We start from the raw sequence: 22,356 nt of genomic DNA on the forward strand, positions 1-22,356 counted from the left end.
AACAATGAAAACATACCCAACTAAATTTTTTGGTAGCAACATGCAAGGTGCACCGCAAATTTCAGAAGATAGTGCGCAAGGACAAGTAGCCGCACTGTTGAAAGCAGTGTTAGTCGATGGTTTTGGCTCATTAGCGCCCGATTCTATTGTTTTTGATGCTGAAAGCTCATTGGCTAAAGCCACGTTCTCAAGTGGGCATTCCTATGTTAATGATTCTGTATTGTTATTTGAAGGGGTAATACCTTCCGATTACAACGGTGAGCATCGTGTCATAAGTATAACCTCAACAGAGGTTTATTTTGAGCTTGATGATGGCGTGTCGCCTATTGATGCGACAGTAACGGGCTCAGTAAAAGTAGCCCCTCTTGGATGGTCAATTAGTTATTCTGACGCTAACAATGAGGTTATTATTTTCACCTCAGCGGGTGACCTAGGTAATGTTCATTTTCGCATTGATAACAGTGCTTATGATGGGTGGTCAGGGAATTATGCCCGCCTTTGTAAAGTGTCAATGGTTGAAAATGTAACCGATATTGATACGTATGATGAGATCTACAGCCACTGCTGGCCAGCTACAGCTCGCTATTCTTCAAAAAATTGGAATTTAGTGGGAGATAATCGAATCTTCTACTACATGATGCAGTACGGTGCTAAAGATAATTTTGGCGGATTTGTCGTAGGATATATTGATTCTTTAAAAGCTGGGGATAGATATCATTTTATAATGAATCATGTTGAGAATACTAATGTTAGTGATAGTGGTTTTGGACGCTGGGATCAAAGTAACAGCTCTAATTATGATTATTACACCTTTTTAGCAAAAAATCATTCAAGTGCACAAAATCGAATAGCTAGAAAATATCATCAATTAGAAGGTGTTGATACTTGGATGAAGCTTGGAATGTCAAATAATGGTGGAGATACAATGCCTTTGCCAAATCCAGTTAATAATGGATTTTACATAAATACTCAAAAGCAAATGGTGATGGAATCTGACTCTTCTTTTAGAGGGTATATGCCATTGCTAGTAGAGCCATTATCTGAATATTCAAGTTTACACGGAAAAACTTTAGACAACTTACCCGAATTGGAAGGTAGTAAATATGTTTTCTTCAATACCACAAAGGATCATGGTAGCGATATTAGCGAATGTTTAATGGGATTTGATATTAGTACTCAAGAGGGTTAATTCATGGCTATTAATGAACTCTATGCGAAAATAACAAGTAAAGAGCCATTGATGTTTGTTAAAGGGGAGGATGTTTTAACAAATTTGGGTTCCGAAGATTTCACTTTAACTTTATTTGGGAATGCTCCTTCACTTAAGAATACCACAAATGGGGTGGTAGCCTCTTTTGATGGCGACTCTTATATAGAGCTAAAAAATAACGTCGCTAACAGATCTGGGGACCCATCTAATGGTTTTACTGTTGAAGCTTTATTTCACTGTAATGAACGTAGGACTTACGCAAGAATATTCGATGTTGGCGATGGCAATGGAAGCAATAAAAATAGCAACGACATATTTTGTGTTGCGACTTCTGGAGTTGCAGATGACTATGATACTTATGTTGCAGGTCATCATGTAGGCCGCGATTATATCGGTGAGCTTACTCATTACTTAGGAAGAATTGATTCTAACGGAAATGTCGATTGTTTTATTAACGGTGTCTTTGTTGGAACAACTAGTGGTAGAAATCCAAATATATCTTTGTCTGATGGTAATATAATGAACTCTTTAAATCGGTCTAGTGGCAGTTCAGATGAAATAGGATACGGTCATTTAGCTTATTGTGTATTGCACAGCAGAGAACTAACTGACGAAGAGGTCGACTCGCACGTTCAAGAGTTAGAAGGGTTAACTTATGATGTGTCCACGACTTATATAATATCATTACTGGGGCCTGTAGGTTTATCTGATGGCTTTTTGTGGGCTAATAAACAAACAAAAGAAGAAGCCAATAATTACTCTAATGAAGTTCAAACTCTGCATGTTGATACCGTTTCAACTTTAGTTTTGAAGAGTGGGAACTATAAAAACATAATTAATCAGGACGGTGAAAGTCGTGCCATGGGGTACTTTGAAAGTAAGGTGCTAATTCAGGACATACCAGCTCCTAATAGAAAGGTCATGTGCTTCACTCAATACGGCCAATTACTTGATGAAACGTATTCTGATAGCAGTGGGAAGTATCGTTTTGACCACCTATTGCTAGACACCAAATACCTGTTTGTGGCTCAAGATAATCAAGAAACACCTAACACTCCTCCAGAATATCAAGCTGTTGCGGCTGGATTCCAATCTGCAACCCCTTACGTTAAGGATTAACCATGGCCCTTACTTTTTCAAATGAAATTAAAACAGCTAGATTACAGGCGTTTTGTGATGCTCTAGATGCAAGCGAAAGTGTTTTACGAGTGTTTAATGCAGAGCAAGAAACTGTATGTGATTTGCTTGTACCTTCACCATCAAAATTGAGTATTGAGAATGGAGTGTTAACACTTAATAATTTTGATGAGTCAATGGTGTTGTTAAATGCGACTGCCACGAACGCAGCAATCATACAAGATGAAAAACAGCTTGTGTCTATGAACGTCGGTGATGCAGATTCAAACGCCGATTTAAAGCTACCCTCAACCACTCTTTATAGCGGCTCATTATTGCGCTTAAACGGATGGACTCTTACTGAATTATAAGAAGCTAGGCGATGAAGTTTACTAAAATTTGGACGAATACAGGAGAGTTAAACTTTGATAGTGATGTATCCATCGTTGATATCAGTGCTACTCATCGTTTATCTAAACCTGTTTCTACTGCGACACTTCAGCCTAATAATCGTTACCAGAATGATGGTCGTTTAAATTTTTATAGTAATAGTCAAAATGGTGTTCTCAATTTTGGCGTTGAAAGTACGGCAACAGTTCAGCCTACAATTGTAGATGCTATTGGAATCAGTTCTACCTCCATAGTGAAAAGCACCGCTATTTTATCGAGCATCATTGACCTTACTATTGGCGAAAGTGTATCTGTAAAAGGCCTTGCTGATGCTGTTCTAATAATTGAGTTGTCTGCTGAACACTCTTATCCATCTAATGTTTCAGAGCACACTTTCACTTTTGATATAAATGTTAATAGAGGCAATTCAACACAAATTAGTAGTAAATTTGAAAACGCGACTGGACTAAAAAGCAGTGTTTATAGTCCATTTGAAGATAATGAAAAATTTTTGGTTAAAATGGAACATGGAGTTATACAAGCATCAGGATTAGATAGAGAGGTATTATCATATCAATCGAAAATGATCGATGTAGATAGGGGAATTACAGAGCCAGTTATACATGGGATAAAAATCCATCAGAATATAAGTGACAATAACGATACTCTAATTAAGTCACAAACTGATGTGCTATTTGAGTTGCAAGAATGTGTTTATTTATCACCACCTTTATTGCGCTCATCTTACTTTCTACCACCTCGATTAACGCAAAGCTTGCAATCAGATTGGCAAAAAGCAGGTGGAGTCAATACTGATACAGCTGCCTATTTTGAAAATGGTTTGCCAATAAAAAGCACCTGGTTAAATCGCTTTGAAAACGGAATTAACCCAACATTACTAAGGCCTTATGATCCACCTACGATAGAGCCTGAACCAGAACCAATAAAAAGCACTTTAGAGTTTAAAAAACTTTGGGACTCAACAGGAATTCTTGACTTTTTACCTATAGAACTGGATGCATTAATCATTATGAATGAAATACAAATTTATATTGTCGATGATAATGGCGATAAAATAGAAATACATCCTATTAATGCATCAATCAGCTTTGATATTGATTCATTTGTCTGGACGTTTAGCGGCCAACTTTATGGCAGCGATAATTTAGCATTATTAACTTATCGTGCTGTGTTTGAAATCAACGTAAATGGCCATCAATTTTTATTCACATTACGTGAATTTAAAAAAGCTAATTCGTTTGCTCAAGACTCTTATTCATTTACTTGTGTTACAAATTCGCAGTGGTTAGGGCAACCTTATGCGACCCTTCATACAGGTGTAGTTGATGAGGTTGTTGGTGCCTGGCAATTAGTAGAAGAAAAGTTAGCGACAGAAAACTTTATGCTTGAAAGAACGCTAACACCAGAATGGACATTAGAAGCTGATTCATTTAGCTATTTAAATAAATCGGCTATAGAAATTGCACAACAAGTCGCAGAGGCAAGTGGCGCAATTATTCAACCAGATAGTTTACTTGATATCATCCACATTCAACCGCGCTATAAAGTCAGCCCGTGGAATTGGTCATCGTTAACAGATGAGGAATGCGATCATGTTATTAGTGCAGATTACATCGATACGCAATCAAGCACTGATAATACAACGCCACAAATTAATTATGCATTGATCAGTGGTGAAACACATGGAGTGATTACTGAAGCAATTAAAATAGGTACTGCGGGCAATTTGCGTGCAACTGATGTATTAAGTTCATTATCTCAAGACCATAATGTTAATGCAGAATTAGCCCGTAATTTGATGGGTGACAGTGGTGCACAAGAAGTATTAGGTATTTCGGTTCCACTATTAACTCCTGAATCATCATTTAGCTTAGTGTTGCCAGGTGAGATTGTGCGTGTCGTTTATGCAGAATCAACCATCACTGGTTTATGTCTCAGCAATGCATTACCTCTTCAGTCAATCACTGACATATCACAAAATATTTCATTGGAGTTAAATAATGGCTACGACTAATATAACTAAGCAATTTAAAAGTTTAATAACAGATACCATTCGGTTTAGAGCAACAGTTTTGCAAATAGATGAAGCATTATCACGTGTAAAGGTTGAGTGGGGAGAGTCGCAACAATGGGTAACATCAACACTTTCATTGACTGTAGGTGATCAAGTTTGCGTTGAAGATACGAACGTTATTAGTAAGTTGCCTAGCTTGGATTTTGCGAGTTTAGAGGTAAATTAATAATTTTTAGTCGAAATATTTATGGGGTCAAATAGGGGTCAAAAGTTTACATAAATACATATGATTTAATGTAATACTAAAATTGGAAAATAGCTTCAACCCTAGTGATATATAGTATCTTGTGATTTTAATAGCCCAGTTGGGACTAGGCTTCAAAATGCCATTCTAGGTTTAACCACCTAATACCCTTTAAAAAAAGCTTGGTTCGATTTGTAAAATAAACAAATCACCAAGCTTTTTTGCTTTTAAAAGCAAAATAACCCTGCTATTTTTTAGATTATTCACTCAATTAAGCGACACATCTTGTAAGGCGAGTTAGCCGACAGGGTAGCATCAGGAGCGGAAGAGTTCTGCGATTCCTTTTGTCAGCCTGCATCTTTTGAAGTCATTCCATCAATTGTCGTTGACCTTAACTATGCTAAAACATCTGTCTCAATCCCGCCTTAATCCAACAACAGCCTTTTAAATGTCATGTAATTTAGGTAACTTATTCTATGTTATCGTTAATTCAACAAACGAAAGGAACCGTATCATGCTAAAAGTCAGCTTAATGTTACTCATCGCAACACTGTCGTTTTCTGTGCAAGCTCGTCAAGGTGAATTTGTAAGATGTTTAGACGGTTTAGCTAGCTTGGGCGATATCCGCAGTAACGTTGATTCAATTTGTGGTAAACCGATACAAGTCTACAAAGTAAAACGTAATGACGGCACAAAAATCCAACAAGCTGTTTATAAAATTAAAGGTAAACTCTATACGCTTACATACCTATCAGGCAAGTTAACCAAAATAGAATCAGCATAAAGTCACAAGGATTATCAATCTATCTAGGAGTTCGATACTATTAGCAATCTTTAATTCCAATCAACCCAGCACAGATAGATGCCAATATGCCAATTTCTCAATCATTACAAATCACCTTACTATCATTAACAGAAGCGAAAAGCATCAAAGAGGTGAAGCTTATTCAAGATGTATGGGGTGGTTATGGCGAGTTATTTAGAGTGAGTTTAGAAGGTGGGAACACAAAGTCTGCCGTAGTAAAACTAGTTAATACACCGCAACCTAGTTCACACCCAAAAGGGTGGAATACCACTTTGTCTCATCAGCGGAAACTTCATTCCTATCAAGTAGAATCAAACTGGTATAAACATTATGCACACCTCCATCATCAAGATTGTTATGTGCCACGCTGTATTGCGTCCCAAAATGACAAGAAACTCAATCTATTGGTACTAGAAGATCTCGAGGAAGTTGGTTATCCCGTCGTTAAAGCAACAGCTACATTAGATGAAGCAAAAACTTGTATTAAATGGTTAGCGAATTTTCATGCCTTATATTTACAAAGCAATACGGAGCAAACATACACTGAGCTCTGGGAAACAGGCACCTATTGGCACCTTGCTACGCGCCCAGATGAGTTAGATGCATTACATGATCCGTCACTCAAAATGGCGGCAAAACGAATCGATCAAATTCTCACTGATTCACCTTTTCAAACACTAGTGCATGGCGACGCTAAACTAGCTAACTTTTGCTTCTCTACCAATGCGAAAAAAGTCGCTGCGGTTGATTTTCAATATGTCGGTAAAGGTTGCGGCATGAAAGATCTCATCTTATTTATCAGCAGTGCAATTCCGCCAGAACATTGTGCTGCGCTGCAAAATTCCTTAATCGATTATTATTTTATCTGCTTAAGTGAAGCGGTGATCAAAACACAAAAACAGATCGACCCAATACAACTAGAGCAAGCATGGCGACCACTATATGCGCTTGCTTGGGCGGATTTTCAACGCTTTGTAAAAGGCTGGTCACCGGCACATTGGAAAATCAACGACTATACCGAAAAACTCACCGAACAAGCGCTTCAATCCTTATCACAATTCCCTGTGAAGGCAGAGTAGTCATGCAATTAGCAACAGAAACACTTAATAAACTAAGTGAGTTAGCATTATTAGCGGCAAAAAAATCAGGCGAGTATATTCAAGGCTTTGATCGATCATTACTTGAAACCCACTTTAAAGCTGCAGGTAGTAGTCAAAGTTCACAAGTAGTCACGGAAGTGGACTTTGCTTGTCAGGAAATCATTCTAGATATTTTGGATGAGAGCCTTGAGCAATATGACTTAGCGGTACTCAGTGAAGAAAATTGTAGCGAAGAAAACGCACATCTTCATTCTCGTTTACATAAAGACTATTTTTGGTGTATCGACCCATTAGACGGCACATTACCTTTTATAGAAGGCAGCACTGGATATGCCGTATCCATTGCCTTAGTAAACAAGCTTGGTCAACCGATATTAGCCGCAATACATCATCCAACGAGTAACACTAGCTTCCATACCGTTATTGATAATGTAGGCATTACACGCGCTTATAAAAACGGGCTACACCTACAGCCAAAAAACTACGAAACGCACGCTTTAAATGCGGGCAAGCAAACCTTCACTTTTTACACTGATAGAAGCTTTAAATCACATGCTCAATATCAGCCACTAGTAAATGAACTAGCAAAATTAGCCGATGAACTGGGTTACCAAGGTTTTGAAATACAAGCGTGTCATGGTGCCGTCATCAATGCCTTATCAGTTATTGAAACAGACAATAAAAATGCAGCCTGTTACATCAAATTCCCAAAATCTCAGTCAGGTGGAGGCAGTTTGTGGGACTTTGCAGCTACTGCTTGTCTAGCTAAAGCAACAAACAGCTGGTGTAGCGATATAAACGGAGAGCTATTAGATTTAAACCGATCAGATTCAACTTACATGAACCATAAAGGTGTACTTTACGTATCAGACCAATTAGTAGCGAAACGTATTATCCAGATTTATAGGGAATTTGTGGGCAACTTTTAAACTTCGTTATTCACAAAGTACATATAACCAGCAACTGGTAACTAAAATTGTAATTTCAATTGCTTATTATTCCTTAAATTATTTTTTTTGTGATAAAACTAACTTAGTTTTATATTTTACGTGTGGGTAATAAGCTCGCTTTCCCAAATCTTTAGTCGTTAAAGGACCAATTCCTAAATTATTGTCAGTAGGGGTATCAATTGCATAGGTAATGCAAAGGGAAATGAGTTAAAAATGCCAGAGAGCTTTTACAATAAGAATGCAGATCAGTTAGGAAAACTGTATTTATCTAAATCTTTTGAGTAAGTACATCAAACTTGGCTCGAATATCTCGCACCCGTCTTAAAAAAGACGGATGCACGTATTTTAGATATTGGTGCTGGGCGCGACAGTAAATGCATGGTAGAGCAGGGGTCTGAACAAAATGTGTCAGTCACCACCATTGAACCTGCGACCATGTCGGCAGAGTTAGGAAAGCAACAAACTCAAGTATTAAATGGTTGCTTTTGGTGATAGTACATTCGATAAAAAATCTTCTAGTCGAGAAGGTGTATTTAATTTATCTAAACTTAATATTGAACTGCTATTTGTTACATTAAATAAATCAGATAAACAATTTTCACCGACAACTATGTACCATGACTATGCTATAACCCCTTCACTATTTCACTGGCAAACACAAAATAGTGCTAAGCCTATAGCTGGAAAGGGGCTTTCATATATTCAACAAAAACAGAATAACAAAACTGTTATCCTGTTTGTACGAGAACAATCAAAAGATGAAAATGGCCGTACGATGGGGTTTGTTAACTTTGGCCCTGTAGAATTTATTAAATATGAAGGTAGTCAGCCGATGGATATTACATGGATATTACATGGATATTACATGGATATTACATGGATATTACATGGAAGTTACTGCATCCTATGCCTTCATATTTACGGCATGAATCTGCAAAACTAGCCGTTGGTTAAATAGTGTCTTCTTGCGTGAAAATTAGGTCTTTAGCATTACATTCTGTACACAATAGGTAATAAGCGTTTTTCTTTTTACTTACTTTAGTCTTGGTACTGCTACATGAAGGACATTGCTTTTTCATTGCTGTATTTGCTTGGCAATGTGAACATTTTACGTAATAACCATAGCGTCCAGGTGAAGCAATTAGGGCGTTATTTGAGTGGCACTCTTTACATGCTAATAGTGTTGAACTTTCAAGAATTACAGCTGCTACATTTTCTACTGACTGAACTGATTGAGTAGAAGAAGCGTTTAGATTACATTTTTGTACAGGATTATGTTGATAAGCACTTTCGTTCAATGTTTCTTCAATAATATCCTGATTACTAGCATCCATGACCTGTGTTTTATTTTGGGAATATGAGGGTATATTAGTATTACTCGGTATTTCAGGTTGTTTGCTTAATATGCTCAATTGTTTCAAAGTAGATTTATGGTTATCGATCAAAAATTGACTTATCTTTTCCATATCCTTCGCTTTAAAATCTGGTCGAGTATTTATACTCAAAAAATCTGTTATTTTATTTGAGGGTAAATTCATTACTTCATTAATTTTATCTATTAGGAATTCAGACTTAACTAATTGGCTAGACACTGATTTTGGCATATTATTTCGGTCTAAAATCGCATTACTAGATACTGCACAAATATTATCCCAACATCTTCTTCCAAAACTTTGTTGTAATTTTCCAAGCAATTTTTTGGGTAATATTTCATGTCTTCTCTCAAAAAGTAGTTCTCTTAATAGTCTTTGTTGAAGTTCAACCTGTTTAATAGGTGACTTTATACCAGACCATTTTCCATGGTAACTGCGTGACCACTCTTCATTTTCATTGACTCTTACTTCACCTGTAATACTTTTGGATTCGATAAGAATAAACCCATAAACATATAAAACTAAATGGTCAATTTGCGCTACCTCATCATTATGCTCAATTCTAATATCGTTAAACACACAGATATCTTCACGGTCTTTGAAAGCTCTTCGAAGATAGAAAGCAACGTCTTGTTCTTGTTTTTCGCCAGCTTGTACCCTGATATCCTTTGAGTTGCTGATCTCTTTTTCTTTTAAAATCAATTTCAATTCCCTAGAATTACATATAAACATCAAATTTTAAGCAAAATATTGTTTATCAAGGGTACTAAAATTTTAATAAGGTTGGTATTACTAAGAGCATTTTTAAACTAAAAATTTTACTTAACTGTTATTTAAGCCTTATTTATCCTCACTTCTCACTTAAAATTTCTTCTAAATACTGTATAACAGTGCTTTTCTATCAATATTGGTTTTTGTCTACTTAGGAGTTGTTGTGGAAATTACGTTATTGTTGTTGCAGCAACTTAGTGTTTACTTGGTGATCATCTATTTGCTGAGTAAAACGCCGCTTTTTATGCCGCTTATTTTTATCTCTGGTCGTAATTCCCATCGTATTGCTTGTTATGTGCTATTTAGCTCTTTTTGTATTTTAGGTACTTACTTTAGTTTATCCATTGAAAATGCGTTGGCGAATACACGAGCAATTGGCGCTGTGATGGGGGGCTTGTTAGGTGGTCCTGTTGTTGGTTTAGCGGTGGGGTTGACTGGTGGTTTACATCGTTATTCCATGGGTGGATTTACTGATGTTGCTTGTATGTTGTCTACCACGTCAGAAGGGTTGATTGGTGGTTTGTTGCATCTTTATTATTTGCGTAGAGGGCAGATAGAGAAGATTTTTAGACCGATGAAGGCCCTTACTATCACTTTATTCGCAGAAGTGTTGCAAATGGTGATTATTTTGATTGTTGCTAAGCCCTTTGACCAAGCTTGGTTATTGGTACAGTCCATTGCGTTACCAATGATAATTGCTAACTCATTAGGCGCAGCTTTGTTCATGAGTATTATTCAAGATAAGAAAGCGATTTTTGAGAAGAATTATAATGCTTTTTCTAATAAAGCATTACGTATTGCACAGCGAGCAGTAGGGGTGTTTCGGCATGGTTTTGATGCTCAAAGTTGCCAAAAGATCGCTGGTATTATTCATGAAGAAACGGGCGTTGGCGCGGTTTCGATTACCGACAGAGAAAAGATTTTAGCTTTTATTGGTATTGGTGATGATCACCATGTTTGTGGCCGAATGATCTCTTCTGATTATACATTGAAGGCGATCGAAACGGGCGAAATGACCTATGCAGACGGTTATGCTACCGCTTATCAATGCTCTATTCATGAAGGCTGTAAGTTAGGTTCTGTATTGGTTGTGCCTTTGCTTCAAGCCGATGGTCAAGTGTTCGGTACGGTGAAATTGTATGAACCAAAGCAGAAGCTGTTTTCTACCTTGAACCGTAGTTTAGGGGAAGGGTTAGCTAAACTTATCTCTAATCAAATCTTGTTAGGTCGTTATATTCAGCAGAAGAATCTATTAAACCAATCTGAAATACGGTTATTGCAAGCACAGGTTAACCCACATTTCCTGTTTAATACCTTAAATACGATTAGTGCAGTGACGAGAAAAGATCCTAAAAAAGCGCGTGAATTGATTCAGCACCTTTCACAGTTTTTCAGAAGTAATTTAAAACAAGATATTGAGCAAGTGACCATTAAAGAAGAGTTAGCCCATGTTCATGCTTATTTAGAGATTGAACTAGCACGTTTTGCCGATCGTTTGAGTGTAACTGAGAATATTGCTGATGAGTTGTTATCGCTTAAGGTGCCAACTTTTACGCTACAGCCGTTGATTGAGAATGCCATTAAACACGGTACGTCGACTTTAATTGGTAAAGGTAAGTTAGAGATTAACGGTTATCTAATGGATAAGGATAAAGATACCTTAGTAGTGTTAGAAGTGATTGATAATGCTGGGCATTATAAAGAGCCAAGTAATGCAAAAGGCTTAGGTTTGCAGATCGTTGATAAGCGTATTAAAAATCAATACGGACAGCATTATGGGTTAACTATGACTTGTGAAAGTGATGTTTATACTAAGGCGACGATTCTAATTCCACTGCCAAAACAACAGGATGTATTATGTTAAAAGCTATTGTTATTGATGATGAACTTTATGCTCGTGAAGAGTTAAATGAGTTATTGGTAGAAACCGAGCAAGTACAGGTAATCGAGCAGTGTAGTAATGCCATTGAAGGGTTAAAAGCGATTAATAGTTTAAAGCCTGATGTGGTATTTTTAGATATTCATATGCCACAAATTACTGGGTTAGATCTATTGAGTATGCTTGACCCTGATACCATGCCTAAGGTGGTGTTTGTGACTGCTTATGATGAGTACGCGGTGAAAGCCTTTGAAGATAATGCCTTTGATTATTTGCTTAAACCCGTTGAAAGTGGACGTTTATTAAAGACGTTAAAGCGGGTTAATGCGGAAAAGTTAGAACAACCTAATTATGAGCCTATCACAGCAAATAAGTTAGAGTTGATCCCTTGCTCTGGTTTTAATCGCATTTTGTTATTAGCTCCTAACGAAATTGAAATTGCAATGTCTGAGCAGACAGGAGTACATCTATTAACAGACAAAGATAAGTTTACTGCAAGTTTGTCTTTGAAGGTGTTAGAAGAAAAAACTGATTTAATTCGTTGTCATCGACAATATCTTATTAATCCTACTTGTATTCGTGAAATCAAATTATTAGATAATGGCTCTGCAGATATTGTGACTAAGTCTAACCATCACGCACCCGTGAGTCGCCGTTATTTAAAGGTGATTAAAGATCGCTTTGGTTTGATGTGAGCTTGATCAAGTATGTAAATGCAATACTGAAGATGAAAACGCAATAAAAAGGGAGGTTAGCCTGCCATTAACAATTTGTTAAAACCGCTTAACATTCATAACAACCGTTTAAATGTGTATTTTACCGCTCAATTAATCAACTAATGTTATTTATATACAATGGATTAAAGTGCGAGCATCAAATTAATTCATTTAAAAGGACGACACCATGATTTGGTTTTTATTTTGTTTAGCATTATTAATTGGCGGTTATTTTATTTACGGTACTTTTGTTGAGAAAGTTTTCGGTATTAAAAAACAACGTCAAACTCCTGCTTACGAAAAACAAGATGGCGTGGACTATGTTGCCATGTCAACACCTAAGGTTTACCTTGTACAACTGCTTAATATTGCAGGTGTAGGTCCAATCTTCGGTCCAATTATGGGGGCGTTATACGGTCCTGCTGCAATGTTGTGGATTGTATTAGGTTGTATCTTCGCTGGTGGTGTACACGATTATTTTTCTGGCATGTTATCAGTACGTAACGGCGGGGCATCTGTTCCTTCTATTACCGGTAAGTACTTAGGTAATAATGCAAAACACTTTATGAATGTGTTTGCACTCGTATTGTTGCTGTTAGTCGGTGTGGTATTTGTATCTGCGCCAGCAGGGATGATCACTAACTTAGTGAACGAGCAAACGGATATGACGGTATCGCTGATGTCGATGGTTGCAATTATCTTTGCTTATTATGTGGTTGCTACGATTGTACCTGTAGATAAAATCATTGGTCGTTTTTATCCATTCTTTGGTGCGTTACTTATCTTTATGTCTGTTGGTTTAATTGCGGCTGTAGTGGTTTCAAGTGATCATACTTTATTAGGTGATTATGAAATGAGCCAGATGTTTACTAACATGAATCCTAATGACCTTCCTCTCTGGCCTGCACTATTCATCACTATTGCTTGTGGTGCTATCTCTGGTTTCCATGCAACACAATCTCCTTTAATGGCTCGTTGTATTGAAAACGAAGAAAATGGACGCTTTGTATTTTATGGTGCGATGATTGGTGAAGGTGTGATTGCCTTAATCTGGTGTGCATTAGCGTTATCTTTCTTTGGCTCTGTTGAAGCATTATCTGATGTTGTCGCAACAGGTGGCCCAGGTGCTGTGGTATATGGTGCATCATTTGGTTTATTAGGTGTTTTTGGTGGTATTTTAGCTTTTTTAGGTGTGGTTATCTTGCCTATTACATCTGGTGATACTGCGTTCCGTTCAAGCCGTTTGATTCTTTCTGAGTACTTCAATATGGATCAAAAATCGATGCGTAACCGTCTGTTAATGGCATTACCATTGTTTATTCTTGGCGGTATCTTAACGCAAGTTGATTTCGGGATTATCTGGCGCTACTTTGGTTTTGCTAATCAAACTACGGCAGTAATGATGTTATGGACGGCAACGGCTTACTTAGTTCGCCACAATAAATTCCACTGGATTTCAACAGTACCTGCGATGTTTATGACAGCCGTTGTTATTACTTTCATCTTAAATAATTCAAACCTTGGTTTTGGTTTATTAATGCAGATTTCAACTATTGTTGGCATTTTATCAACGGTAGCAATCACAGTGTACGTACTCACGAAATCAAAACGCGCTCTGTTTGTTAACGAGCACGGTAAAGCAATTGATGATGACGGTGTAGAAGTCGTACCGCAAAAAAGCTAAAAACAATAATGTAAGTTGTTATTATTAAAAAATTAAAAAGCCCTCTCTCGATGGGCTTTTTGGTTTTGGGAAAGGATGGACGGAGAAGTTAAAGCTGGCTGAAATGAGTCGTCATTGAAGAGGGGAGACAGGTTAGTAGCAATAGCGATTCAGCGAAGCTTGATGTTCGGGGCGCTGACTTTAGTCTGCCAGTATGCGGGTAACCGCGTAATAATATTAGTCACTATGAGCAAAGCGAACTAAAAATCCCACTCAAAAAAATTAAACACAAAAAATCAAAAGATGCAGGCTAAAAAAAGGAATCGCAGAGCTCTTCCGCTGGTAACCTTAGCTTTTTAGCTAATTCGCTCAACGGCCAAGGTTAAAAGATGTGTTGTTTAGCTGAGTCTTTTCCATCCCATCAACAAAAAGGCCAATCTACAGTGTAGATTGGCCTTTGAAATGTGTTGCTCTAAGAAGGGCTGTCAGACGTTAAATTTATTCTTCGTCGTAATCGTAGTCAAGCTCTGCGTCATCAGCTTCTAGTGCGCGAGCACGTGCTTCTTCTCTTTTTGCTAAGAATGCAGCGTTAGCAGCTTCTTTTGCTGCAGCTGCTTTTTCAGCTTGCGCGTTACGCTCTGCACGGCGTTCAGATTTACGTGCATTAGCTTCTTTTTGTTTTGTTAAAAAGCCTTCTAATTCTTTTTCAGCCCATTCAATGGCTAACGCTTCAGTGGCAAAACCATCTTGTTGCTTTGATACATTGCTTCTACGAGCACTAACACGACGGGTGATTTCTGCACTCCAGGTATTAGCGTCCTGTTTGATTTGGTAATCGAACTTTTTTTGTTGGGTCATGAGCTATTCCTAGTTTAGACGTTGTTTATTTTAGGCGCGCGATAGTAACACAGTTTGGCTATAATCTTCACCGCTTATTTGTTGTTAATTTTAGCCCATTGAAATCCATCGTTGCTTTTAATAACCGATGGTTTTTTCTCTGATTTTGGAGCGGGCGTTTGTTGCTTTTTATCTTGTGTTGCTAAGATACTTCGGATCAGTTTAGTCGTCTCAGGATGTTGACTGCAAAAAGTTTTTAAATACATAATTTCAACACGGCTTCTTGCCCAAGGAGTTTGACGTAAAAATTTTAAGCATGATTTTTGTGTGGGATTGTTTAAAAAGCATTTTATGCCTAATTTATCTCCCATCTCTTTCCATGAATATTTGGTTTGAAGGTCGGTTAAGATTTGAGCCAGCTTAACGCCGTGCAATGGGTCATTTGTTTGCATGTTTAATTGTCTTTTTTGAATCGATGTATTGCTGATGAATAATTTACTGTGTCAGCTTACAGCAAGTGAGAATTAATGCTTAATTAAATGTCAATAATCACAATTTTTATATTGAATTAGTTCACTTATCTCCGTTGAAATCATATCATGAGGCAGATTTTGATATTAAGAGGTTGAGATGGCTTACATTCCAAGTAATTATAAAAGTTTAGAAAGCGATTATCGTGATAAAGCGTTAAAGCTATTTCCTTGGGTATGCGGTAAATGTGCTCGTGAATTTCCTTACTCAAACTTGAAGGAGTTGACTGTGCACCACATGGACCATGACCACAGTAATAACCCTGCCGATGGAAGTAATTGGGAATTATTGTGTATTTATTGCCATGATCATGAGCATGATAAATACACACAAGCTGACTTATATGGCAGTCATGTTGAAGCGGGCGATGAAAACGTAGCCACGGCGACATATAACCCATTTGCAGATTTACTTTCAAAAATGAAGAAATAGTTGAAAATGTGATCTAGTACGTGCTTTGTGATAAGTATAAAAAAGGTATGTATTAGCACATTTATTCCTCTTTATATTGACCTATAACACTGATTTATCTATTTTTATTTCATTACATTTAATATTGATATTTACTCTATTAATCGTCATATTTGTATTTTGTCATTTATATGTGATTATTTAACATTCATTTTTTGTTTGTTTATTGTTAATAAATTGTATGTTTATGAGTCTTCTTTTTACTAACATCATATATATCAGTACTTTCAGCTACGTTCTCGCTATTTAATATTTTACTTTTTAACCACTAATGTTTAGTTTATTCGCCTGTAAGATCTGGTCAGTTTTTGGCTGGTTCAAGGATATTTATTTTCAGTGAGGAAAGTTATATGCAGGAGTTAGTGGATTTTTTAAATGGTCTGATATGGAGCCCGGCACTTATTTATTTGTGTTTGGCTGCGGGACTTTTTTATTCGCTTCAGACTAAGTTTGTACAAGTTCGTTTATTTAAAGAGATGTACACTTTGTTGTTATCGGGTAAGAACTCGAAACAAGGGATTTCATCATTTCAAGCGTTATCTGTTTCATTATCTGGTCGTGTAGGGACGGGTAATATTGCTGGTGTTGCAGCCGCAATTGGTTTTGGTGGTCCTGGTGCTGTATTTTGGATGTGGGTGGTTGCATTTTTAGGTGCGGCAACAGCTTACGTTGAATCAACATTGGCGCAAGTTTATAAAGAAGTGGATGGTGGCCAATATCGTGGTGGTCCCGCTTATTATTTAGAAAAAGTAACAGGCCAACGTTGGTACGCTGTTCTTTTTGCTATCGCAACTATCGCTGCTTGTGGTCTTTTATTACCTGGTATTCAATCTAACAGTATTGGTAACGGTATTGAGTTAGCCTTTGGCTCTGGTTCATTAATTGAAACAGGCATGGGTGTATTCAGCCAAGCTAAAATCATGACAGGTATGGTCATTGTGGTGATGTTAGGCTTCATCATCTTCGGTGGCGTTAAACGTATTGCTAACTTTACACAAGTGGTTGTGCCATTTATGGCTTTTGCTTATGTCTTGATTGTGTTGGTTATCATTGGTTTACACATTACTGAATTACCCTCTATCTTCATGATGATTGTAGGCGATGCATTTAGCCCAATGGCTGGTGTTGGTGCTGCAATCGGTTGGGGGGTTAAACGTGGTGTTTACTCAAATGAAGCCGGCCAAGGTACAGGTCCTCATGCGGCGGCGGCTGCAGAAGTTGAACATCCTGCACAACAAGGCTTAGTACAAGCATTTTCTGTTTACATTGATACATTATTAGTGTGTTCTGCTACTGCATTTGTTATTTTAATTACTGGTGCTTATAACGTACATGGTGTTGGAGAAACATTCTTAGTGCAAAATATTGGTGCTGAAATTGCGGCAAATGGCCCTGCTTTTACGCAATTAGCGGTTGATAAAGTATTACCAGGGATCGGTAAACCATTCATTGCATTAGCGTTATTTTTCTTCTCTTTCACGACGATTTTAGCTTACTACTATATTGCTGAAACTAACGTGGCTTACTTACGTCGTACGCTTAAATTACCTGATTTTACTTTCCTATTAAAAGTGGTGCTTATCGCAGCTGCTTTCTACGGTACAGTGAAAACAGCTAACCTAGCATGGGGTTTAGGTGATGTTGGCGTTGGTTTAATGGCTTGGTTAAACATTGTCGGTATTTTACTTATTTTCTTCATGGGTAAGCCTGCTATCAAAGCATTAAAAGATTACGAGCAACAGCGCAAGACAAATCCTGAGTCTTACTCTTTTGACCCTGTTAAATTAGGTATCAAGAAAGCGGTATTCTGGGAGCAAAGGTTAGAAAAAGAGAAAGCTAAAAAATAAACATTCGTTAAATACTTTTCTGAGTTAACTTGTTATTTTTTATAAACGCCATTTAGTTTTATCACTAAATGGCGTTTTTTTATCAGAAAAGGGAGGGGTAATTTTGCTAATTCCCTTAATTGTGTGGGCTTATTTTTACGTAGAAAAATTACTAAATTAAAGCTCTCATTTGATATGATTAGTTGTTTTTCTTTATGGAAGTGGCAACACAGAATCGAATTGCTTTAACCAGTAAGTTAGATCTGGTTGTTAATTGAATTGGTATTCATTAATGAATAATAGATACTGTGAACTTCAGGTTCATGGTTAATTTAAAAGTAGGAATAAAAATGGATAATACACAACAAGTAGAATTAGAAGCAGCAGCATTTCGTCGTTTACTAAAGCATTTAGACAGCCGTAAAGATGTGCAAAATATTGAGTTAATGAATACTGCTGATTTTTGTCGAAACTGCTTATCAAAATGGATGTTAGCAGAAGCGCAAGAGCGTAATATTGATATGACAGACGAGCAAGCCCGAGAGCATGTCTATGGTATGCCGTACAGCGAATGGAAAGCACATCATCAATTGCCAGCAACACCAGAGCAGATGGCGAAGTTTGAAGCGTTAAAAGCGAAGAAGTAGTTGTAAGTTAGATGTTAGGGAGTGTTTGTTGTGGCTAATACGAGTATGCGATGACTCGCATACTGGCAGGCTAAAGCAAACGCCCCTGAAATTAGACTTATCTAATAGTTATCGCTAGTCATTGGTGTTTATTTTGGTAATTTACCAAACATGTTCTGATTTCTGCTCAAACGAAAGCCTTCAAGTTTATACAGTAACACTGACTTTTTATTCTCTATCTAATATCAGTTGCCACATAGCTTCATAGTTGATCATGTTCAGGTGTTTTTTGGTACTTTGATGCTTTAGTTTGTCTTGCGCGTTGTTATATGGGCCGGTGGCACATAATTCACAGTAGGCTTCACCTTGATATATTGCTTCACTTAATTGTGACTTGATGGTGTGTTCTGAGTTATCACTCCATACGTAGGTAATGCCTTTGGTGTCTTTGACATGCTTATCTCGGTCGACATTTCGTACTTTGTAACCTGGGAAAGCATCAATATTAAAATCATGCCAGCCTAAGTAATCAATGTCAGTATTTCTGTGCAGCGCATTTTCAATATTCCACTCTTTATAAGGCTTTACATCTTTAGAGGTGATGTAACACAAGCGTGATCCATTTGGATCTAAAAAGTGCTCAAAGGAGTTTATTAAAAAGTGACGTAATAGTTGGCGGTTTAACGTATTGATATGCACTTCTTTGCATTTCTCTTGAAACTCTTGATGCGATTTAAAGGCTGGTATTAAGGGAAACTGAAAAATCACTAAATCAAAGCTATGCTTTGCCAATTTCGACCAAGCATTAGGATTGGTTACGTCGAATTCGCATAATACAGGGCATTGCTGATCTAATAATGTTTGGTAATCATTGTGTGCATACTTACCTAATAATACGTCACTTGTATCAAGTACGGTCGCGGTTAAACTTGCTGGCTGGTAGTGAGTTAGTAAAGAAGCAGAAAAAGACAGATCACCGTCTCCAACTGTTAAAATTCGCCATGTTTTATCGATGATCATTATCTGTTCCTGTATTATATCAATGTTACTAATTAACTGGTCTATTTTACTGGTTAAAACCACTTATTTGCTCGTTGTAATTTTCGCAAATAGAATAACTATTTAACTAAAGTTACACCTTGAACTAAGCCAATTTTCCTACGCAAAATTTAGATCTCTTATTTAATATGATTGATATTAAAATCGCGCGCAGTATAGCAAATAGGTGGCGCAATGTTGTGATATTTTTTCGAGATGAAGAGAGCCTAAATCCTGTTAGGCTCAATGGGAAAGGGCAGGTTAATTATCTGATGATGTTAACAAAGCATCAAAGGCTTCATTACCTTGTAAGTTTTCAAAATCATCTTCATCTGCTGCTAATTCTCTTAAGGCAGAACGGCCTTCAATGGCTTTCTCTAAATCGCTGATTGCTTGATCTTCTACACCTAAACAAGCGTAAGCACAGGCGCGTTGGTAGAAGGCATCTTGATTGGTATCGTCCATATCTAATACACGGTTACAAATACTTAACGCCCAATGGAACTCTTTTAATTCCATTGCTGCATCGGCCTTAGAGGTTAAGGCTTCTAAGTCACCAGGACGGATTTTTAAGATAGCATCGTACGCAGCCATTTTTTGCTCTGGCGTTTGTCCTTTTTGCGCACGTAACCAGAGATTGTGGATCTCGTTAATCTTTTCTATTTCGATATGGTTATCGGCAATACGCAAGGTTTTTCTTCGCAAGTCTTTTTCTAGGGTTTTAAACTTTTCTTCATAGGATTGTGCAATCATTTTAATTTCGGCATTGGCTTTTTTGGTGGTGTTTACACGAATTTCATGTAATGACTTCCAGCCAAACAGAGCAACTAATGAAGCAACACCAGCAATCACATAAAAGAAGAAGTTAACGGTTTGCTCTGCGTAGCTTAATGATTTATCAGCAACATCTAATTCACGATCGGTAATTTGTATAGTAAGGCTTCGCTCTAAATCTTGTAGATCATGACGTAGTACTTTTAATTCATCTAGTACATAACGCTCGACAAGGGCTTTTTCTGCAAAGATAGGGGTATCCGCTTGCGCTTGTTTTTTTGCCAATGCAGCTTGCACGGCAGCTTCTATTTTTTGCACATGTTTAACGGCAGATACAGTTTCTTCTGTATTAGGCGGTGTTGTTTCTTCCACTGCCCATGACAGAGAAGAAATGATACTGAAAAATGCAAATAGTATAACTTTAATTGGCATAAACCGATGTCCTTTGACGCGCTAAAATGAACGTGAAAGTATGAACGAAGCGCACAGTATTACAACAGTAAAGACAATCTTTTTCCTTGATATTGGAATTAATTACAGGTTGAATAGTGAGCTTATTTAATCTGTGAGAAATAATTATGCAAGAGCCTGAAAGTCATCAAGAAAAGTGGTTATCTGGTTTCATGAAAGAAACCTTTAAGGAACAAAAAAGAACACGTCGTTGGGGGGTGTTTTTTAAATTATTAACTTTTACCTATTTATTCGTTGGCCTATTTTTGTTTATGAATACTGGGTTATTAGATAAAGATACGTCTTCACAAGAAAAGCACACTGCAATGGTTGTGGTTAATGGTGTGATTGCTGCCGATGAAGAGGCAAATGCAAATAGTATTGTCAGTTCATTAAGAGCTGCATTTAAAAATGAATATTCAAAAGCAGTAATGATGGTCATTAATAGCCCAGGTGGTAGTCCTGTACAAGCAGGCTATGTTAATGATGAAATCAAACGTTTACGCGGTTTGTATCCTGAGAAAAAATTATATGCAGTGATTGCTGAGTTAGGTGCGTCGGGTGGATATTATATGGCAGTTGCCGCTGATGAAATTTATGCCGACAAAGCCAGTTTAGTGGGGTCAATTGGTGTTACCGCTTCTGGATTTGGTTTTGTAGATTTAATGGAGAAAGTTGGTGTTGAACGTCGTCATTATACCTCTGGAGAACATAAAGCATTCTTAGACCCTTTTTCCCCTGCTAAAAAGGATGAAGGGGAGTTTTGGCAAAGTGTGTTAGACAGCACTCATCAGCAGTTTATTAAAGTAGTTGAAGAAGGACGTGGTGATCGTTTACTTAAAGATAACGAAGACCTTTACTCTGGGTTGATCTGGAATGGTGAACAAGCTTTAGCAATGGGATTAATTGATGGTTTAGGTAGCCCTGGTTATGTGGCGAGAGAAGTCATTCAAGCGGAAGATATTGTAGATTATTCAATTAAACCATCACCATTAGAAAGCTTTACTGAGCAATTAGGTCTATCAATTGGTGAAGGTGTTGCCACATTATTGAATAGCTCAAACGCATCAATGGAGTTGAGATAACGCTTTCTGTTTATAGCTACTAACTCATTGCATTTATAACGCCTCTGATATCAGAGGCGTTTTTGTTTGTGGGTTAAGGGGGGCATCATTATAAAACAACCGTGGTTTGATCAGTATTGAACATCTTGAATTAGGTTTATGCTTATTCAAGGGGATAGTTGTATGCGATAACTCGCATACTGGCAGGCTAAAGCTAGCGCCCCGAATATCAGACTTTGTCTCATCACTATCGCTACTAATTTATCTTTACTCTCAATGATCATAGCTCGTTTAGTTAACAGAAACGCAATTAAGCGACACCTCTTTTGACTTTGAGGCGCATGCTTTAGCTTGCAGTTTTTTGGGTTTACTACTTAATCTTGTAAATAGATTTTTGCTTCGCTCATTATGGCTAATACTGTTATGCGATGGCTCGCATACTGGCAGGCTAAAGCCAGCGCCCCGAATATTAGACTTCGTCTAATCG

At 37.4% G+C, this 22,356-nt stretch carries 20 protein-coding genes and 1 pseudogene; 16 read left to right on the top strand and 5 right to left on the bottom strand.

Going from position 1 to position 22,356, the window contains the following annotated elements:
* The first annotated feature begins 4 nt into the window (after window positions 1-4).
* From OW492_RS00510 to OW492_RS00550, 9 genes and pseudogenes are all read left to right on the top strand, one after another.
* The gene (locus OW492_RS00510) at window positions 5-1,189 is read left to right on the top strand and encodes a hypothetical protein (RefSeq protein WP_290037670.1); all 1,185 of its coding nucleotides are present in this window, start codon (window positions 5-7) and stop codon (window positions 1,187-1,189) included.
* Window positions 1,190-1,192: 3 nt separating this feature from the next.
* Complete coding sequence (locus OW492_RS00515) at window positions 1,193-2,329, top strand: LamG-like jellyroll fold domain-containing protein (RefSeq protein WP_290037671.1); 1,137 nt, start codon at window positions 1,193-1,195, stop codon at window positions 2,327-2,329.
* 2 nt (window positions 2,330-2,331) lie between these two features.
* A complete protein-coding gene (locus tag OW492_RS00520) occupies window positions 2,332-2,697 on the top strand; it encodes a hypothetical protein (protein ID WP_290037672.1) in 366 nt (121 codons plus the stop codon).
* A gap of 11 nt (window positions 2,698-2,708) precedes the next feature.
* Window positions 2,709-4,751, top strand: coding sequence for a hypothetical protein (locus tag OW492_RS00525; protein ID WP_290037674.1), 2,043 nt, complete (start codon window positions 2,709-2,711; stop codon window positions 4,749-4,751).
* Window positions 4,738-4,977, top strand: a complete 240-nt coding sequence (locus OW492_RS00530; protein WP_290037676.1) for a hypothetical protein — start codon at window positions 4,738-4,740, stop codon at window positions 4,975-4,977. The genes OW492_RS00525 and OW492_RS00530 overlap by 14 nt, the downstream gene beginning before the upstream one ends.
* Before the next feature lie 532 nt (window positions 4,978-5,509).
* A complete protein-coding gene (locus OW492_RS00535) occupies window positions 5,510-5,779 on the top strand; it encodes a hypothetical protein (protein WP_290037678.1) in 270 nt (89 codons plus the stop codon).
* Between the two features lie 86 nt (window positions 5,780-5,865).
* The gene (locus OW492_RS00540; RefSeq protein WP_290037679.1) at window positions 5,866-6,879 is read left to right on the top strand and encodes a phosphotransferase; all 1,014 of its coding nucleotides are present in this window, start codon (window positions 5,866-5,868) and stop codon (window positions 6,877-6,879) included.
* 2 nt (window positions 6,880-6,881) lie between these two features.
* Window positions 6,882-7,829: an inositol monophosphatase family protein gene (locus OW492_RS00545; RefSeq protein ID WP_290037681.1), complete on the top strand. Its 948-nt coding sequence runs from the start codon at window positions 6,882-6,884 to the stop codon at window positions 7,827-7,829.
* A 490-nt stretch (window positions 7,830-8,319) separates the two neighbouring features.
* Window positions 8,320-8,804 (top strand): annotated as a pseudogene (locus tag OW492_RS00550) (DUF3427 domain-containing protein); the annotation flags it as partial.
* Here the strand turns inward: OW492_RS00550 and OW492_RS00555 are convergent.
* Window positions 8,801-9,925, bottom strand: a complete 1,125-nt coding sequence (locus OW492_RS00555) for a nuclease-related domain-containing protein (RefSeq protein ID WP_290037682.1) — start codon at window positions 9,923-9,925, stop codon at window positions 8,801-8,803. The pseudogene OW492_RS00550 and the gene OW492_RS00555 sit on opposite strands and share 4 nt — an antisense overlap.
* Before the next feature lie 232 nt (window positions 9,926-10,157).
* Here OW492_RS00555 and OW492_RS00560 point away from each other — a divergent pair, with 232 nt between their 5' ends.
* From OW492_RS00560 to OW492_RS00570, 3 genes are all read left to right on the top strand, one after another.
* Complete coding sequence (locus tag OW492_RS00560; protein WP_290037683.1) at window positions 10,158-11,858, top strand: sensor histidine kinase; 1,701 nt, start codon at window positions 10,158-10,160, stop codon at window positions 11,856-11,858.
* Complete coding sequence (gene btsR / locus OW492_RS00565; RefSeq protein ID WP_290037685.1) at window positions 11,852-12,568, top strand: two-component system response regulator BtsR; 717 nt, start codon at window positions 11,852-11,854, stop codon at window positions 12,566-12,568. Before OW492_RS00560 ends, btsR begins: the two co-directional genes overlap by 7 nt.
* Window positions 12,569-12,776: 208 nt before the next feature.
* The gene (locus OW492_RS00570) at window positions 12,777-14,273 is read left to right on the top strand and encodes a carbon starvation protein A (protein ID WP_290037687.1); all 1,497 of its coding nucleotides are present in this window, start codon (window positions 12,777-12,779) and stop codon (window positions 14,271-14,273) included.
* Window positions 14,274-14,750: 477 nt separating this feature from the next.
* Here OW492_RS00570 and OW492_RS00575 read toward each other — a convergent pair whose 3' ends face one another.
* On the bottom strand, window positions 14,751-15,110 hold the full coding sequence (locus OW492_RS00575; RefSeq protein ID WP_290037689.1) for a DUF3622 domain-containing protein: 360 nt from the start codon (window positions 15,108-15,110) through the stop codon (window positions 14,751-14,753).
* Between the two features lie 74 nt (window positions 15,111-15,184).
* Window positions 15,185-15,541 (bottom strand): VF530 family protein, encoded by a 357-nt coding sequence (locus tag OW492_RS00580; RefSeq protein ID WP_290037691.1) that lies wholly within the window; start codon window positions 15,539-15,541, stop codon window positions 15,185-15,187.
* 178 nt (window positions 15,542-15,719) lie between these two features.
* Here OW492_RS00580 and OW492_RS00585 point away from each other — a divergent pair, with 178 nt between their 5' ends.
* The 3 genes from OW492_RS00585 to OW492_RS00595 all read left to right on the top strand — a co-directional run bounded on the left by OW492_RS00585 (window position 15,720) and on the right by OW492_RS00595 (window position 18,564).
* Entirely contained in the window at window positions 15,720-16,052 is a 333-nt protein-coding gene (locus OW492_RS00585) for a YajD family HNH nuclease (RefSeq protein WP_290037693.1), read from the top strand.
* A gap of 389 nt (window positions 16,053-16,441) precedes the next feature.
* Window positions 16,442-17,938, top strand: a complete 1,497-nt coding sequence (locus tag OW492_RS00590; protein ID WP_290037694.1) for an alanine/glycine:cation symporter family protein — start codon at window positions 16,442-16,444, stop codon at window positions 17,936-17,938.
* Between the two features lie 329 nt (window positions 17,939-18,267).
* Window positions 18,268-18,564, top strand: coding sequence for a DUF1244 domain-containing protein (locus OW492_RS00595; RefSeq protein ID WP_290037695.1), 297 nt, complete (start codon window positions 18,268-18,270; stop codon window positions 18,562-18,564).
* Window positions 18,565-18,771: 207 nt separating this feature from the next.
* On the opposite strand, the gene OW492_RS00600 is transcribed toward OW492_RS00595, so the two are convergent.
* Together OW492_RS00600 and OW492_RS00605 are read right to left on the bottom strand one after the other, a co-directional pair.
* On the bottom strand, window positions 18,772-19,563 hold the full coding sequence (locus tag OW492_RS00600) for a class I SAM-dependent methyltransferase (protein WP_290037697.1): 792 nt from the start codon (window positions 19,561-19,563) through the stop codon (window positions 18,772-18,774).
* 279 nt (window positions 19,564-19,842) lie between these two features.
* The gene (locus tag OW492_RS00605) at window positions 19,843-20,787 is read right to left on the bottom strand and encodes a hypothetical protein (RefSeq protein WP_290037698.1); all 945 of its coding nucleotides are present in this window, start codon (window positions 20,785-20,787) and stop codon (window positions 19,843-19,845) included.
* 146 nt (window positions 20,788-20,933) lie between these two features.
* On the opposite strand from OW492_RS00605, the gene OW492_RS00610 reads away from it, so the two are divergent.
* Window positions 20,934-21,890, top strand: coding sequence for a S49 family peptidase (locus tag OW492_RS00610; RefSeq protein ID WP_290037699.1), 957 nt, complete (start codon window positions 20,934-20,936; stop codon window positions 21,888-21,890).
* Window positions 21,891-22,356 lie beyond the last annotated feature (466 nt).

It is taken from the genome of Psychromonas sp. 14N.309.X.WAT.B.A12, assembly GCF_030397575.1.
Classification (GTDB): Bacteria; Pseudomonadota; Gammaproteobacteria; order Enterobacterales; family Psychromonadaceae; genus Psychromonas.

Excerpts from the sequence above, each read along its gene's own strand:
- OW492_RS00590 (WP_290037694.1), top strand. The coding sequence starts at position 16,442 with ATGCAGGAGTTAGTGGATTTTTTAAATGGTCTGATATGGAGCCCGGCA.
- OW492_RS00610 (WP_290037699.1), top strand. The coding sequence starts at position 20,934 with ATGCAAGAGCCTGAAAGTCATCAAGAAAAGTGGTTATCTGGTTTCATG.
- OW492_RS00540 (WP_290037679.1), top strand. The coding sequence starts at position 5,866 with ATGCCAATTTCTCAATCATTACAAATCACCTTACTATCATTAACAGAA.
- OW492_RS00570 (WP_290037687.1), top strand. The coding sequence starts at position 12,777 with ATGATTTGGTTTTTATTTTGTTTAGCATTATTAATTGGCGGTTATTTT.
- OW492_RS00600 (WP_290037697.1), bottom strand. The coding sequence starts at position 19,563 with ATGATCATCGATAAAACATGGCGAATTTTAACAGTTGGAGACGGTGAT.
- OW492_RS00595 (WP_290037695.1), top strand. The coding sequence starts at position 18,268 with ATGGATAATACACAACAAGTAGAATTAGAAGCAGCAGCATTTCGTCGT.
- btsR (WP_290037685.1), top strand. The coding sequence starts at position 11,852 with ATGTTAAAAGCTATTGTTATTGATGATGAACTTTATGCTCGTGAAGAG.
- OW492_RS00585 (WP_290037693.1), top strand. The coding sequence starts at position 15,720 with ATGGCTTACATTCCAAGTAATTATAAAAGTTTAGAAAGCGATTATCGT.
- OW492_RS00530 (WP_290037676.1), top strand. The coding sequence starts at position 4,738 with ATGGCTACGACTAATATAACTAAGCAATTTAAAAGTTTAATAACAGAT.
- OW492_RS00535 (WP_290037678.1), top strand. The coding sequence starts at position 5,510 with ATGCTAAAAGTCAGCTTAATGTTACTCATCGCAACACTGTCGTTTTCT.
- OW492_RS00580 (WP_290037691.1), bottom strand. The coding sequence starts at position 15,541 with ATGCAAACAAATGACCCATTGCACGGCGTTAAGCTGGCTCAAATCTTA.
- OW492_RS00510 (WP_290037670.1), top strand. The coding sequence starts at position 5 with ATGAAAACATACCCAACTAAATTTTTTGGTAGCAACATGCAAGGTGCA.
- OW492_RS00605 (WP_290037698.1), bottom strand. The coding sequence starts at position 20,787 with ATGCCAATTAAAGTTATACTATTTGCATTTTTCAGTATCATTTCTTCT.
- OW492_RS00575 (WP_290037689.1), bottom strand. The coding sequence starts at position 15,110 with ATGACCCAACAAAAAAAGTTCGATTACCAAATCAAACAGGACGCTAAT.
- OW492_RS00520 (WP_290037672.1), top strand. The coding sequence starts at position 2,332 with ATGGCCCTTACTTTTTCAAATGAAATTAAAACAGCTAGATTACAGGCG.
- OW492_RS00515 (WP_290037671.1), top strand. The coding sequence starts at position 1,193 with ATGGCTATTAATGAACTCTATGCGAAAATAACAAGTAAAGAGCCATTG.
- OW492_RS00525 (WP_290037674.1), top strand. The coding sequence starts at position 2,709 with ATGAAGTTTACTAAAATTTGGACGAATACAGGAGAGTTAAACTTTGAT.
- OW492_RS00545 (WP_290037681.1), top strand. The coding sequence starts at position 6,882 with ATGCAATTAGCAACAGAAACACTTAATAAACTAAGTGAGTTAGCATTA.